The 14,102-nt window shown below is 70.9% G+C and carries 13 protein-coding genes; 5 read left to right on the top strand and 8 right to left on the bottom strand.

All coding sequences use genetic code 11. The features are described from left to right. Window positions 1–58: 58 nt before the first annotated feature. From ACTWPW_RS05230 to ACTWPW_RS05210, 5 genes are all read right to left on the bottom strand, one after another. Complete coding sequence (locus ACTWPW_RS05230) at window positions 59–799, bottom strand: hypothetical protein (RefSeq protein ID WP_443168084.1); 741 nt, start codon at window positions 797–799, stop codon at window positions 59–61. 538 nt (window positions 800–1,337) lie between these two features. Continuing rightward, entirely contained in the window at window positions 1,338–2,723 is a 1,386-nt protein-coding gene (locus ACTWPW_RS05225; RefSeq protein WP_443168083.1) for an MFS transporter, read from the bottom strand. Between the two features lie 25 nt (window positions 2,724–2,748). Beyond that, window positions 2,749–3,483: a zinc metalloprotease gene (locus tag ACTWPW_RS05220; protein ID WP_375114944.1), complete on the bottom strand. Its 735-nt coding sequence runs from the start codon at window positions 3,481–3,483 to the stop codon at window positions 2,749–2,751. A 228-nt stretch (window positions 3,484–3,711) separates the two neighbouring features. Further along, the gene (locus ACTWPW_RS05215; protein ID WP_043616197.1) at window positions 3,712–3,969 is read right to left on the bottom strand and encodes a DUF3039 domain-containing protein; all 258 of its coding nucleotides are present in this window, start codon (window positions 3,967–3,969) and stop codon (window positions 3,712–3,714) included. Window positions 3,970–4,052: 83 nt separating this feature from the next. Then, window positions 4,053–5,648 carry an MFS transporter gene (locus ACTWPW_RS05210; RefSeq protein WP_443168082.1) on the bottom strand — a complete coding sequence of 532 codons (1,596 nt, stop codon included), beginning with the start codon at window positions 5,646–5,648 and terminating at the stop codon, window positions 4,053–4,055. 150 nt (window positions 5,649–5,798) lie between these two features. Between ACTWPW_RS05210 and ACTWPW_RS05205 the strand changes: the two genes are divergently transcribed. Next, the gene (locus tag ACTWPW_RS05205; RefSeq protein ID WP_443168081.1) at window positions 5,799–6,422 is read left to right on the top strand and encodes a TetR family transcriptional regulator; all 624 of its coding nucleotides are present in this window, start codon (window positions 5,799–5,801) and stop codon (window positions 6,420–6,422) included. Window positions 6,423–6,445: 23 nt separating this feature from the next. Here the strand turns inward: ACTWPW_RS05205 and ACTWPW_RS05200 are convergent, their stop codons facing one another. Together ACTWPW_RS05200 and ACTWPW_RS05195 are read right to left on the bottom strand one after the other, a co-directional pair. Then, complete coding sequence (locus ACTWPW_RS05200) at window positions 6,446–7,024, bottom strand: YqgE/AlgH family protein (RefSeq protein ID WP_364114486.1); 579 nt, start codon at window positions 7,022–7,024, stop codon at window positions 6,446–6,448. Between the two features lie 86 nt (window positions 7,025–7,110). Beyond that, the gene (locus ACTWPW_RS05195; protein ID WP_375114941.1) at window positions 7,111–7,737 is read right to left on the bottom strand and encodes a TetR/AcrR family transcriptional regulator; all 627 of its coding nucleotides are present in this window, start codon (window positions 7,735–7,737) and stop codon (window positions 7,111–7,113) included. Between the two features lie 381 nt (window positions 7,738–8,118). Here ACTWPW_RS05195 and ACTWPW_RS05190 point away from each other — a divergent pair, with 381 nt between their 5' ends. From ACTWPW_RS05190 to ACTWPW_RS05175, 4 genes are all read left to right on the top strand, one after another. After that, window positions 8,119–8,880, top strand: a complete 762-nt coding sequence (locus tag ACTWPW_RS05190) for an IclR family transcriptional regulator (protein WP_443168080.1) — start codon at window positions 8,119–8,121, stop codon at window positions 8,878–8,880. 76 nt (window positions 8,881–8,956) lie between these two features. After that, the gene (gene glpK, locus ACTWPW_RS05185; protein ID WP_375114939.1) at window positions 8,957–10,429 is read left to right on the top strand and encodes a glycerol kinase GlpK; all 1,473 of its coding nucleotides are present in this window, start codon (window positions 8,957–8,959) and stop codon (window positions 10,427–10,429) included. 11 nt (window positions 10,430–10,440) lie between these two features. Further along, window positions 10,441–11,991, top strand: a complete 1,551-nt coding sequence (locus tag ACTWPW_RS05180; protein WP_364114478.1) for a glycerol-3-phosphate dehydrogenase/oxidase — start codon at window positions 10,441–10,443, stop codon at window positions 11,989–11,991. Window positions 11,992–12,015: 24 nt separating this feature from the next. Continuing rightward, window positions 12,016–12,525, top strand: coding sequence for a hypothetical protein (locus tag ACTWPW_RS05175; RefSeq protein ID WP_375114937.1), 510 nt, complete (start codon window positions 12,016–12,018; stop codon window positions 12,523–12,525). A gap of 143 nt (window positions 12,526–12,668) precedes the next feature. Here ACTWPW_RS05175 and ACTWPW_RS05170 read toward each other — a convergent pair whose 3' ends face one another. Beyond that, complete coding sequence (locus tag ACTWPW_RS05170) at window positions 12,669–14,078, bottom strand: NAD-dependent malic enzyme (protein WP_364114474.1); 1,410 nt, start codon at window positions 14,076–14,078, stop codon at window positions 12,669–12,671. Between the last annotated feature and the right edge of the window lie 24 nt (window positions 14,079–14,102).

The following is a 14,102-nucleotide window of genomic DNA, read 5'->3' as shown; positions in this document are numbered from 1 at the left end:
ACAAGACGTGCCGTGAGCCGAGGATTCTGGCCAAGGTCTTCCTCACGTGCTATGCGGCTTATCGGACGCTCGTCATCACCGTGTCGAGCTCCTGCCTGCGGTTGTTCTCCTCGGGCTGGAGCAGCCCGACGAGCAGTACGGGCTTGTCCGGGCGAGTGAGCAGCATCACTCTGAGAAACGCCGGCCGGTTCACCACATCCCGATATTCCGCCCGGAGCGCACGGGTGTGGCCGCCGGGCACCGCCTTGTCCTCGACGATCGTCACGCGGTCGCCCTTGAGCAGGAGCCTGGAGTACAGCTCCGCCGCCTCCGCCGTGGCCTTCTTCGGGTCCCGCACCGGCCCAGGTACCGGCCTGGCCATCACGAATCCCCCGCCCCCGTCCCGTACGACGGAGGTGAACCCCGTGACCGGGGCCACCGCCCCCGCGCTCCATCCCTGTGGCAGCGTCGCCGTCACCCCGGCCAGCGAGTCGCTCAGCCGCCCCGTCTCCGCCGGCGGCGCCGTGAGCCGCAACGCCACCACCGTGGCCCCCGCCACCAGCCCCGCACCGGCCGCCAGCGCCACCAGCACGGCCACCACGCGCCGCCACACCTGCCCCCCGCCGGTGCGCCTCTTGCGCACCCCCGGGTCGGCCGGAGCGCCGTAGAGACGGGCGGACGGGGGAAGGTCGTCCTCCGTCCCCCAGTCGTGGCCGGGGGGCCGGGAGGCGGTCCTGCCGATCCGGGGGTTCCACGCCGGCTCCTCCGGATCCAGGTCGAGGGGATGCGGGCGTTCCCGGTGCCCCCACTCCGGCGCCACCTCGACCGGCCGTCCCGAACTCCGGCCCCGAAGATCCTCGACCGGCCGTCCCGAACCTCGGTGCCCCCGGTCCGGAGGAGCCGCGGGCGGGCGGCCCCAGTCGGGTGGAGGCTCGGGAGGGCGCCCCCGCTCCGGAGAGCGGCCCCACTCCGGAGGAGCCTCGGGAAAGCGTCTCCGGTCCGTCGGCGCCTCGGCGGAGCGGTCCGGCGACGGCTCGGGAGGGCGCCCCCGGCGCGCGTTCAGGTCAGGCGTCGAAGGGCCGGGCGCGCGAGCAGTGGGGTCCTGGTCCTGAGGTAAGGGGCCGGGGTCCCGTCCCGAGGAGTACGGGAGGCCGGCGCGGCCCCGTCGCGGCTCCTCGTCACGGTCCGCACCCCACGCGGGCTCCGTGTCCTCTGGAGGAGTACGGCGATGCCTGGCCCCCGGCCCGGGAGGCCAGACTCGGTGATCACCCTCCATGGCACCTCCTTGCCCGCTGTCCTATCACTCCTCGCCACGGGGATCAGGAGAACCGTGATCGCTGTGACGGGAGGGACGGAATTCAGCGGGTGCGCCCGGCGAGCAGCGTGGCCGCCAGCGCGATGGCGGCCATGAGGCCCGAGATGACCAGGAACCCGTTGGCGATCTCCGACGGGGAGTGCCCGATCACGTTCACCACCGCCCCGCCGATCCCGACCGACAGCGCCGACCCGAGCTGGTCGGACACCGACAGCGCCGCCGAGTTGGCCCCCTGCTCGTTGACCGGGGACTGCCTCATCGCCAGGACGCTGACCGTGGTGATGCCGAAGCCCATCCCGAAGCCCGCCACGATCCAGGCCGGCACCGCGATCCACCCCGTCACCCCCGGAAGGACGCAGAGCGTGCAGATCAGGATCGAGGCGGTGAGGCACCCGGCACCCAGCCTGATCCTCCTGTGCGCCGCGCCGGGGCGCCTGCTCTGCAGGTACGACCCCGCGGACCAGCCGAGCGCCCCGGTCGTCAGCGCGATGCCCGCGGCCGTCGGGTCGAACGCCTTCACCTCGTGCAGTGCCAGCGGGATGAACTGGTTGACGCCGAAGAAGGCGGCCGAGTAGAACCCGCGCATCAGGACGGTGGTGGGCAGCCCGCGCCCGAACCGCAGCGCGCCCGGCGGCAGGAGCCGGTGCAGGCCGTAGAACAGCAGGGCCAGCCCGGCCACCGTCTCCACGGCCGCGGGCGCCAGGTCCGTGTGCAGCCGGTCCGCCCCGTGCAGCAGGAGCCCGGCCCCGCCCGCCGTGGCGGTGGCGGCCAGCGTCATCGCCACCGGCCTGGAGCGGGGCCCGGTACCGGGCTCGGCGTCGGACGGCGACCCCATCCGCAACGCGGGTACGAGCATCGCGAGCGCGGGCACGACCAGCGGGATGATCCCGTAGAAGACGTAGCGCCAGCCCAGATGCTCGCCGACGGTCCCGGCCACGGCCGGCCCGACCATGGCGGGCACGACCCAGGCGGCGGAGACGGCGGCGAACGCCTTGGGCCGTACGTCCACCGGATAGACCCGGGCGATCATCACGTACAGCGCCACGATGGAGGCGCCGGCGCCCAGCCCCTGCACGGCCCGCGACACCAGGAACATCCCGGGCGAGACGGCCGCCCCGGCCAGCCCCATCCCGATCACGAACAGCACCACCCCGGCCAGGAACGGCAGCCGGTACCCGCGCCGGTCCGACCAGAGCCCGGCCACCACGTTCATGAACAGGCTGGCGATGAGGAAGGCGGAGAAGCTGAGGCCGTACAGGTCGAGCGCGTTCAGCTCCCTGGCGATGACCGGCATGACGACGCCGACCGACATCCCCTCGAAGGCGATCAGCGTGACGACGAGCAGGATCCCTAACGTGGCCGTCCGGTATTCGGGGCCGAGGATCCCGGGCGTCCGGTGCGGAGCGTCGAGTGCCTTTGGTGCTGTCACCCACACATCGTAATTTGCCGGAAATCTAGGCAGCCGCCGTGTCGCGGTACGCCGCCCACATCTCGTGCATGCGATCTGCCTGCCCCTGCGTGAACTCCCACATGCACCGGTCGTGGGCGTAGTCCATGTAGTTGTGCGCCGGGTCCTTGCCCTTGTGCGCGGTGCAGGTGTCCTTGTCCTGCGGGCACGCCTCGGTCGGCCTGGCCTCGGGCGGCGTGTCGTCGATGCCGTCGCCGGGGGCCGCGCAGCCGTTCTCGAACGTGTGGAACAACCCCAGCCAGTGCCCGATCTCGTGCACGCCGGTGAAGCCGCGGTTGTAGTTGGTCATCGCGCCGCCGGGCAGGCTGCGCCAGTCGATCACCACGCCGTCGAGGCCGGGGGCGTCCGCGTACCAGTAGGGGTAGCTGGCGAAGCCCAGCATGAGCTCGCTGAGCTGGGCGATGTACAGGTTGAGCGTGCCGGCCCCGCCCTCGTGCAGCGCGTTCTTCATGGCCTTCTCGTGGGCGACGGGGTCGGCGAACCAGGAGGACTCCTCCTTGACCGAGATGGCGTCGAGCCGGAAGCGCACGCCGGTGTCGACGCCGCCGAAGGCGCCGCCGTACGCGGAGTTGAGCGCGTCGATCTGGGCCCTGACCGCCTCGTCGGAGACCTTGCCGTCAGAGCCGCGGGAGAGGACGTGCACCCGGGTGGGGACGGTGATCCGGGTCGGTGGCGTGACCCCGGCGAGCCGCCTGTCGAGCTCGGCCATGACCTTGGACACGTCTTCCGGCTTGGGCGAGCGTGGCCCGGGTGTTCGTGGCGCGTGTCGCGCACAGCCTGCCGAAAGTTGGTCGGCGCCGGCCCGGGGCGGCGGGAGGAACCCGGCCGCGAGCAGGCATGCCAACGAGACGGCGGTCACACGCCGGGCCATGCGGTCCCCTCACTACGATTTGAGCTGGTCTGGCTACAGACCGTAGCTCCACGCAGCGGGATTACCGCTCAGCAACACTCACTGCTTGTCGCCGTCACCGTCGCCGCCCTGGGGCAGGCCCTCGTAGATCTCCTTGCACTCCGGGCAGACCGGGTATTTCTTGGGGTCGCGGCTGGGCACCCAGACCTTGCCGCACAGCGCGCGGATGGGCGTGCCGGTCACCATGCTCTCGGTGATCTTGTGCTTGTCCGCGTAGTGGGCGAACCGCTCGTGATCGCCATCGCCGTGCGACGTCCGCGGAGTGGTCTCCTGCTCTGGGAGGATCTTCGTGCTCACCCCATTGAGTTTATGCCCGCCCGCGACCCCGAACAGCGGTACGGCCCCCGCCCGGTGAGCGGAGGCCGTACGGAGAGCCCTGGTCAGCCCATGTGGACCGGCGCGCCCTCGGTCTTCCGCCCGGACTTGACGAACAACGTCAGCCCGGCGGTCAGCACCGCGATGCAGGTGCTCACCAGGAAGGCGAGGTGCATGCCGTCCATGAACGAGTGGTGCACGGCGTCGGTGATCTGCTGCGGCAGCCCGGGAGGCGCCACGCCGAAGGAGGCGGCCTCCTCCAGCCCGGCCCTCTGGGCGGGCGGGATCGCCTGCGTCGCCGGGCCGAGGTAGCCGGGCAGCTTGCTGGAGATCTCGGCGGCCATCACGGCGCCCAGGATCGCGGTGCCGAGCGCGCCGCCGACCTGCATGGCCGACTGCTGCAGACCACCCGCGACACCGCTCAGCTCCACCGGCGCGTTGCCCACGATGATCTCCGTGGCGCCCACGAAGACCGGCGAGAGGCCGAAGGCCAGCAGCACGAACGGGATGCCGCTCTCGATGAACGAGGCGTCGATGCTCAGCTGGGACATGAGGAACATCGCCAGCGCGGTGATCAGCAGACCGGCGGCCATCGTGATCTTCGGTCCGAGCCTGCCGATCGCCATGCCCGCCAGCGGCGAGGCGACGATCATGCCGGCGCTCATCGGCAGCATGCGCAGACCGGCCTCCAGCGGGGTCAGCCCGTGCACGCCCTGGAAGAAGAAGCCCAGGAAGAACATCGCGCCGAACATGGCGAACGCGACCATCATCATCAGGAAGGTGCCGATGGAGATGGAGCGGTTCGCGAACAGCGACAGCGGCACCAGCGGCTGCCTGGCCCTGCTCTGCCAGAAGATGAACGCGCCGATCAGCACCACGAACGCGGCCACGAAGGTCAGCGTCGTGCTGTCGCCCCAGCCCCACTCGGGAGCCTTGATGATCGTCCAGACCAGCGAGAACATCGCGCCGGACAGCAGCACCACGCCGAGCCAGTCGATGCGCGCCAGCGTCTGCGAGCGGTTCTCCTTGATCAGGAGGATGCCCATGACCAGGGCGACGACGCCGACGGGCGCGTTGATGAAGAAGACCGACTCCCAGCTCACCTTCTCGACCAGCACGCCGCCCACGATCGGGCCGGCGGCGCTGGACAGACCGATGATCGCACCCCACGCGCCCATCGCCTGGTTCAGCTTCTCGCCGGGGAACGCCGCACGCAGCAGCGCCAGCGCGGCGGGCTGCAGCAACGCGCCGAACAGGCCCTGCAGCACGCGCAGGCCGATCAGCGCGCCGACCGGCGAGACACCGGGAATGATGTCGGCCAGCTCGGCGCTGAGACCGATGCCCACCGAGGAGACCGCGAAGCCGGCCACACCGATGAGAAAGACGCGCTTGTGCCCGAACAGGTCACCCAGCTTGCCCGCGGTGATCAGGAAGACCGCCAGCGCCAGGAGATAACCACTGGTCACCCACTGCAGGTCCGACAGCGAAGCCTTCAGGTCGACCTGGATGACCGGGTTGGCGATGCCCACCACCGTGCCGTCGAGCATCACCATGATGACGCCGAGACTGACCGCCAGCAGCACAAGCCACGGATTTCCCCCGGTCCCCGGCTTGATCGGGTCGGGCGATGACGGCGCGTCGACCGCCTTCGCGTGAACCATGTAGTCCCCCTAAATACACATACAGCCCCACACCGGGGCATAGACCTCGTAAGCCTCCGGTAATCTATGGCAGTCGATGCCATATGACAACCGACTTTTAATCGTCGTCCTATGACTTATGGCACACTGTGTCAGAAGGGTTTCGAGGGAGTGTCCACAGTGGGTCTGCGGGAACGCAAGAAGGAGAAGACGCGCCTGGCGATCCTCGACGCGGCGCTCGACCTGTTCGTCGAACAAGGATACGAGTTGACCACGGTCGAGCAGATAGCGGGGGCCGTCGAGATCTCCCCCCGCACCTTCTTCCGTTACTTCGCCAACAAGGATCACCTGGTGCTGTGGTTCCACGAGCACGGCAAGGCGATCATGCTGGAGACCCTGGCGAGCCGCCCGCAGGACGAGCCGCCGTTCACCTCACTCATGCACGCGCTGCGTGCCGTCCTGGCGGATGTCGCGGGTTCGGCGCCCGAGGACGCGGAGAGGTTCCTGAAGCTGCGCCGGTTGATGGACGAGCACCCTCGCCTGGTCGGCCTGTCGGTGGCCAAGGGCGCGGAGACCGAGCGCGAGGTGGCCGAGGTGATCGCCGCCCGCAGGGGCGTGGACCCCGACCACGACCAGCTGTCCCACCTGATCGTGGGGTTCGCGATGTCCACCATGCGCGTCGGCCTCGAGTGCCCGCGCCGCGACGGCACGATGAGCGAGGTCACGCACCGGATGGCGGAGAGCATCGAGCTGGCCGAGCGCTCGCTGCGGCCGGGCTGGGACCTCCGGCACTAGCTCGCGGGCCGGGATCTCCGGCGTCAGTTCATCGTCGGATCGTCCGGGCAGGTCGCCACGAACGCCAGCTCGCCGCGCTGGCGCCGGAGCACGTGCCGCCACAGCGAGGCCGGATCCGCGTGGAAGGTGTCGCCGACCTCGGAGTCGACGACGTACCAGGCGCCCTCGGCTATCTCGCTCTCCAGCTGTCCCGACGTCCACCCCGCGTAGCCCGCGAAGATGCGCATCTGCGCGATCTCCCCTTGCAGGATCTCGGGCGGCGCGTCCAGATCCACCGTGCCCAGCCGGGCCACCGCGTCGGTGCCCGCGTGCAGCCGGCGCCAGCCGAGCGGCTCCTCGCCGCTCGGGACCGCCGCCAGCGCCAGCGCGCTGTCCGTCTGTACGGGCCCGCCCTCGAACAGCACCGACGGCCCCGTGACCAGCGGGTCCCACACGGGCAGCACCTGGGTCACCGAGATGTCGCTCGGCCGGTTGAGCACGACGCCCAGGGTGCCGCCGTCGTGGTCGTGTTCGAGAATCAGCACGACGCTACGCCGGAAGTTGGGGTCGTCGAGAAGCGGCGTCGCCACCAACAAACCGCCGACGTAGATCGCTTCCGCCATACCTCCATCATGAAGGCTCAGTGGGGGTGCGCGCTCCCCCAGTGCCCCGATGTTACTTTTCGCACCCGTTCAGCAACTGGACGCGGTCAACCAGCCGAATCCGGCACGACGAACGCTCCCGCCCGAGCGGCGGCCAGCGTGCGCGCGACGGACCGCTCGGCGGTCTCCCTCGTCACCGGTTCCCTGGTGACGACCAGCCGGTAGTAGAGCGGCGCAGAGATCGCCCGGATCACCTCCCCGCCGTCGGTCCCCTCGGGCAGTTCGCCCCGCTTGACGGCCAGGTCCACGACGTTGGCCCATTCCTCGATGCGCCGCAGGTAGAAGGCGCGCAGCGCCTGCGCGGCCTGCTCGTCGCTGGTGGCCGCGGCGATCACCGCCTGGAAGGTGGACCCGAGGCGGCCGTCGTTGAGCGCCTCCAGCACGGAGAACGCGTTGGCCCGCAGGTCACCCTCGATGCCGCCCGTGTCGGCGTAGGGCGTGGACTGGTTGGCCAGCTCGGTCATGAGGTCGGCCACCAGGCCGGCCCTGCTCCCCCAGCGCCGGTAGACCGTCGTCTTGCCGACGCCCGCCCTGGCCGCGACCTGATCCATGGTCAGGCCGTGGAAGCCGTGCTCGACCAGCTCGTCCTGGGTGGCCTCCAGGACGGCCGCGCGCACCCTGGCAGTGCGGCCTCCGGGCCGCACGGTTCCCGCCGAACGGGAAGGTTGGTCCATCTAGTCTCCTCGTCGCTGCATCTTAACGAAACATAGGTTCCATTAAATGATGGCGTGCCGCCGGCCCAGCGGTCGGTGCCGGTCGTGGGGGCGCTGCTCGGGCTCTCCTCGCTCGCGGGAGGGCCTGGCGGCCTCGCCGGGGGGGGTGTGTTGCGTGGGCAGGGGCGATCCGGGGGACTCGCCGCCGCCATCGTCATGCCTGCCGGGGCTCCCGCTGCTCGCGGAATGGCCGCTCCGGACTCGTGCGCTGGGGTCGAACGGGGGCGTTGGTGCCTGCCGGGTTCACCTCTGGCGCCATTGTAGGGGGACCGCTCACAACGCCGCCGGGCCAATAGTGGGTTTGGTCCCGCAGTGTTCGGCAATACCGAACCAGACTGCGCTATGGTGCCCGTTGTGGGAGAGACGATTCAGTCGGTCGAACGGGCGGCCGCGATCCTGCGGCTGCTCGCCTCCGGTCCCCGCCTGCTCGGGGTCGCCGAGCTGGCCAGGGCGCTGGGCCTGCCCAAGGGCACGCTGCACGGCATCCTGCGCACCCTGGTCCACGTGGGGTTCGTCGAACAGGACCAGACGACGGGGAAGTACCGCCTCGGCGCCACGCTGCTCCACCTGGGCAGCAGCTACCTCGACGTCAACGAGCTGCGCACCCGCTCGATCAACTGGGCCGACGCGCTGGCCGGGCGCAGCAGGGAGAGCGCCTGGATCGGGACCCTGCACGAGGGCCACGTCCTGGTGATCCACCACGTGTTCCGGCCGGACGACAGCATGCAGACGCTGCAGGTGGGCACATACCTGCCGACGCACGCCAGCGCGCTGGGCAAGGTCCTGCTCGCCTTCGACCCCTACGGGGAGTCGCTCGCCACGCCGCTGCAGCCGCACACCAAGCGCACGCTGGTCAACCCGGTGGAGCTGGAGGCGGAGCTCGACCAGGTCAGGGCGCGCGGGTGGGCGGCGGAGATGGAGGAGCTGACGGAGGGCGAGGTGGCCATCGCCGCACCCATCAAGGACCCGCGCGGCCTCGTGGTGGGCGCCATCGGCATCCGGGGCGCCGTCGAGCGCCTGGCTCCCGGCGGCGACCTGCCCATGGAGTTCGTCTCCTACGTACGCGACGCGGCCCGCGCCATCACCCGCGACCTCGCCAGATGACACTTGAACAGCACCCCGGCGACCAAATACCATTCGTTCGGCATTGTCGAACCATGAGCCCTTGCGAGGAACCCCAGTGCCTCGACCGCACTACGTCGCAGCCATCGACCAGGGCACCACGTCCAGCCGGTGCATCGTCTTCGACCAGGCCGGCAACATCATCTCCGTCGCCCAGCGCGAGCACCGCCAGATCTTCCCCAAGCCGGGCTGGGTGGAGCACGACGCCGACGAGATCTGGCAGGCCGTGCAGGGCGTGCTGGCCGAGGCGGTGAGCGGCGCCGGCATCGAGGACGGCCAGATCGCCGCGCTGGGCATCACCAACCAGCGCGAGACCACCGTGCTGTGGGACCGGGCCACCGGCCGCCCGGTCTGCCCGGCCGTCGTCTGGCAGGACACCCGCACCGACGCGCTCACCCACGCGCTGGCCGAGCACGAAGGGCTGTTCAAGGAGCGGGCCGGGCTGCCGCTGGCGACCTACTTCTCCGGGCCGAAGATCCGCTGGCTGCTGGACGCGTACGAGCTGCGCGAGCGGGCCGAGCGCGGCGAGGTGCTGTTCGGCACGATGGACAGCTGGCTGCTGTGGAACCTCACGGGCCGCCACATCACCGACGTGACCAACGCCAGCCGCACGATGCTCATGAACATCCACACGCTGGCCTGGGACGACGAGCTGCTGGCCGCGATGGGCGTGCCGCGCGCGATGCTCCCCGAGATCCGCCCGTCCGCCGAGGTCTACGGCCGCACCTCCGCCGGCGTCCCGGTGGCCTCGGCGCTCGGCGACCAGCAGGCGGCGCTGTTCGGGCAGACCTGCTTCGCGCCCGGTGAGACCAAGAGCACCTACGGCTCGGGCAGCTTCCTGCTGATGAACACCGGCCAGGAGCCCGTCGTCTCCAAGCACGGCCTGCTGACCACCGTCGGCTACCAGATCGGCGCCGGGCCGGCCACGTACGCGCTGGAGGGCGCCATCGCGGTCACCGGCTCCCTGGTGCAGTGGCTGCGCGACAACCTGGGGCTGATCTCCAGCGCCGCCGAGATCGAGACGCTGGCCAAGACGGTGGACGACAACGGCGGCTGCTACTTCGTACCGGCCTTCTCGGGGTTGTTCGCGCCGCACTGGCGGTCGGACGCGCGCGGGGTGATCGCGGGGCTGACCGGGTTCGTGAACAAGGGGCACATCGCGCGCGCCGTGCTGGAGGCCACGGCCTGGCAGACGCGCGAGGTGGTCGACGCGATGAACGCCGACTCGGGGCTCGACCTGACGACGCTGCGCGCCGACGGCGGCATGACCGCCGACAACCTGCTCATGCAGACGCTGGCCGACGTGCTCGCCGTGCCGGTGATCCGGCCGATGGTGGCCGAGACCACCGCGCTGGGCGCCGCGTACGCCGCCGGGCTGGCGACCGGCTACTGGCCCGACCTCGACAGCCTGCGCGTCAACTGGCACAAGGCCGCCGAGTGGCGCCCCGCGATCGACGAGTCCGTACGCGAGCGCGAATACCGCAACTGGAAGAAGGCCGTGGCCCGGACCCTCGACTGGGTCGAGCAGTAGGGAGTGTGGCAATGAGGACCACGATCGGCGCCGATCGGGCGGAGATCCGCCACGAGCTGGCCGGCACCACCTACGACCTGCTCGTGATCGGCGGCGGCATCCTCGGCACGTCGGTGACCTGGATGGCCGCCCAGGCGGGACTGCGGGTGGCGATGGTCGACGCGGGCGACTTCGCTGGCGCGACCTCCAGCGCCTCCTCCAAGCTCGTCCACGGCGGCCTGCGCTACCTGCAGACCGGCAACGTCAGGCTGGTGGCGGAGAACCACCGCGAGCGCCGCGCCCTGGCCGGCGACATCGCGCCGCACCTGGTCAAGCCGCTGACGTTCCTGGTGCCGATCTACAAGGGCGGGCCGCACGGGGCCGCCAAGCTGGGCGCGGGCGTGTTCCTGTACTCGGCGCTGTCGGTGTTCGGCGACGGCATGGGCAAGGTGATCACACCGCACCAGGCGCTGGCCAAGGTGCCCGCGCTGCGCACGGAGGGGCTGCGGGCCGCCGCCGTCTACGGCGACCACCAGATGAACGACAGCCGCGTCGCGGTCATGACCGTACGCGCCGCCGTGGACGCGGGCGCGATCGTGCTCAACCACGCCGAGGTCGTCGGGCTGCGCAAGACGGCCGGCAGCGTGACGGGCGCCGAGCTGCGCGACCGGCTCGACGGCACGGAGTTCGGCGTGTCCGCCCGGCTCGTCCTGAACGCCACCGGCCCGTGGGTGGACCACCTGCGGCGCATGGAGGACCCGGACGCGGCCCCGAGCATCCGCCTGTCCAAGGGCGCCCACCTGGTCCTGCGCCGGCACGAGCCGTGGAAGGCGGCCCTGACCACGCCGATCGACAAGTACCGGGTGTCGTTCGCCATCCCGTGGGAGGACCACCTGCTGCTGGGGACGACGGACGAGGCGTACGAGGGCGATCCGGGCGCGGTGGCCGCCACCGAGGCCGACATCACGCAGATCCTCGACGAGGCCGGGCACGCCGTACGCGACTCCCAGCTCAGGCGCGAGGACATCACCTACGCCTTCGCCGGCCTGCGGGTGCTGCCCGGCGGCCCCGGGCAGGTGACGGCGGCCAAGCGGGAGACGGTGCTGACCAGCGGCTCGGGCGGTATGTTGTCGGTGGCCGGCGGGAAGTGGACGACCTACCGCCACATCGGCAAGCACGTCCTCGACACCCTGGCCCACCTCCCGGGGCTGCCGCTGGGCGACGACCTGGCCGACATCCTGCCCGCCGTGCCGCTGCCCGGCCTGGCCAGCCCCGACGCGGTGGCCATGCGGCTGTGGACCGACCGCGACCCGGGCACGCGCATGGACCCCCTGATCGCCCGGCACCTGGCCACGCACTACGGCTCGATCGCGTTCGACCTGGCCCGGCTCATCCGCGAGGATCCCGCGCTCGGGGAGCGCATCCATCCGGACGGGCCGGACATCTGGGCGCAGGCGGTCTACGCCCGCGACCACGAGTGGGCGGCCACGGTGGACGACGTCGTACGCCGCCGCACGACCCTCACCGTACGCGGCCTCGACACGCCCGAGATCCGAACCCGGATAGAGGGCCTGCTCACCTGACCCTGATCGGGGAAGGGGGTAGGCATGCGTACTCCAACTCCGATGAACGAAGCCCTGCTCAGGCACTTCTGTGACCTGCGCGACGGCGACCACGGCCGGGCCGTCACGCGCGACGACAAGGAGCGCGTGTTCGTCCGGGCCGTCGAGCTCCTGGACCCGGTGGCGCGCGCGGCGCTCGACGAGGCCAACGCCGATCTGCTGCTCGGCACCGGGGAGGTGGTGGCCAGCGGGGTCACCAGGTCGCAGGAGGGCGGCCTCAACGCGATGTGGTCGCTGACCTGGCCCGAGCAGCGGGCGAGCCACGTCCAGCCGATCGCGGTGGTGGCCCACTACGGCCGCGACTTCCACCATCCGCACCTGCGGGGCAACACGGTCGGCGACTGGCCGCTCAACGTCTTCGACGAGGCGGACGCCGCCGGCCAGCTCGACACGCTACGGGTGATCGCGGCAGGCGACGCCCACAACCTGGTCTTCCAGGAGAGCTATCGCCTGATGCCCGCGATCACCACCCCGGCGCCGAACTCGACGCCGTAAGAGACTCCCGGGCCTCGGGCCTCTACGTCCCGAACTTCTACGCCCCGGACTACTACGCCTGGGACTCCTACGCTCCGGACTATCCGGGCCTCGGACTTCTACGCCCTGGACTACTACGCCCTGGACTTCTACGCCCTGGACTTCTACGCCTCGGTGAAGCCGCGTGCCCGGCCGCCGGCGGACTCGCGGACCGCCGCCGCCACCGCTGTGGCCACGTCGGGGTGGAACACGCTCGGGACGATGTAGTTGGGGCCCAGCTCCTCGGGCGTGACGACCGCTGCCAGCGCGCCGGCGGCGGCCAGCAGCATCTCCTGCGTCACCCCACCGGCCTGCGCGTCCAGCAGCCCGCGGAACACCCCGGGGAAGGCCAGCACGTTGTTGATCTGGTTGGGGTAGTCGGAGCGCCCCGTGGCCACCACGGCCGCGTGCTCGCGGGCGTCATCGGGCGACACCTCGGGCTCGGGGTTGGCCAGCGCGAACACCACCGCGTCGTCGGCCATCGTGGCGATGTCGTCACCGACCAGGATGCCCGGCGCGGAGACCCCCACGAACACGTCGGCACCCTTGACCGCCCCGCGCAGGTCGCCGGAGTAGCCCTCGGTGTTGGTGTGGTCGGCGATCCACTGCAGCGACTCGTCCAGGTCGTCGCGGCCCTTGTGCACGGCCCCCAGGTAGTCGCACACGATCACGTTGCGCGCCCCGGCCGCCAGCAGCAGCCGCAGCACGGCGTTGCCCGCCGCGCCGGCACCCGCCATGGTGATCTTGACGTTCTCGATGTTCTTGTTCACCACGCGCAGGGCGTTGGTGAGCGCGGCCAGCACGCAGATCGCGGTGCCGTGCTGGTCGTCGTGGAAGACCGGGATGTCGAGCAGCTCGCGCAGCCGCCGCTCCACCTCGAAGCAGCGCGGCGCCCCGATGTCCTCCAGGTTGATCCCGCCGAACCCGGGCGCGATCACCTGCACCGTGCGCACGATCTCGTCGACGTCCTGCGTGTCCAGGCAGATCGGCCAAGCGTCGATGCCCGCGAACCGCTTGAACAGCGCCGCCTTGCCCTCCATGACCGGGAGCGCCGCCTCCGGCCCGATGTTGCCCAGCCCCAGCACCGCCGAGCCGTCGGTGACGACGGCCACGGTGTTGCGCTTGATGGTCAGGCGCCGGGCGTCCTCCTTGTTGCGCGCGATCGCCATCGACACCCGCGCCACGCCCGGCGTGTAGGCCATGGACAGCTCGTCACGGTTGCGCAGCGGCACCTTGGACTTCATCTCGATCTTGCCACCGAGATGCATGAGGAACGTGCGGTCGGACACCTTGTGGATGACGACGCCCTCGACGGCCTCGAGCTGGTCGACGATGGCCTGGGCGTGGTCGGTGTCCCTCGCCGCGCACGTGACGTCGATGCGGAGCTTCTCGTGCCCCGCGTTCGTGACGTCGAGGGCGGTCACGACGCCCCCTGCCGACTCTACGGCGTGGGTGAGCTGGCTGACGGCCTTGCCGCCGGCCGGCACCTCGAGACGCACGGTGATGGAGTACGACACACTCGGGACGGTCGCCACGTCAATCGCTCCTTCGGGACTGAC

It is taken from the genome of Nonomuraea sp. KM90, assembly GCF_052246675.1.
In the GTDB taxonomy this organism is placed as follows: Bacteria; Actinomycetota; Actinomycetes; order Streptosporangiales; family Streptosporangiaceae; genus Nonomuraea.
Note: the sequence above shows the minus strand (reverse complement) of the source record. Positions and strands in the feature narration are given on the sequence as shown.

Coding starts and splice junctions, on each gene's coding strand:
- ACTWPW_RS05195 (WP_375114941.1), bottom strand. CDS start 7,737: ATGGACCAACCTTCCCGTTCGGCGGGAACCGTGCGGCCCGGAGGCCGC.
- ACTWPW_RS05190 (WP_443168080.1), top strand. CDS start 8,119: ATGGTGCCCGTTGTGGGAGAGACGATTCAGTCGGTCGAACGGGCGGCC.
- ACTWPW_RS05200 (WP_364114486.1), bottom strand. CDS start 7,024: ATGGCGGAAGCGATCTACGTCGGCGGTTTGTTGGTGGCGACGCCGCTT.
- ACTWPW_RS05175 (WP_375114937.1), top strand. CDS start 12,016: ATGCGTACTCCAACTCCGATGAACGAAGCCCTGCTCAGGCACTTCTGT.
- ACTWPW_RS05180 (WP_364114478.1), top strand. CDS start 10,441: ATGAGGACCACGATCGGCGCCGATCGGGCGGAGATCCGCCACGAGCTG.
- ACTWPW_RS05210 (WP_443168082.1), bottom strand. CDS start 5,648: ATGGTTCACGCGAAGGCGGTCGACGCGCCGTCATCGCCCGACCCGATC.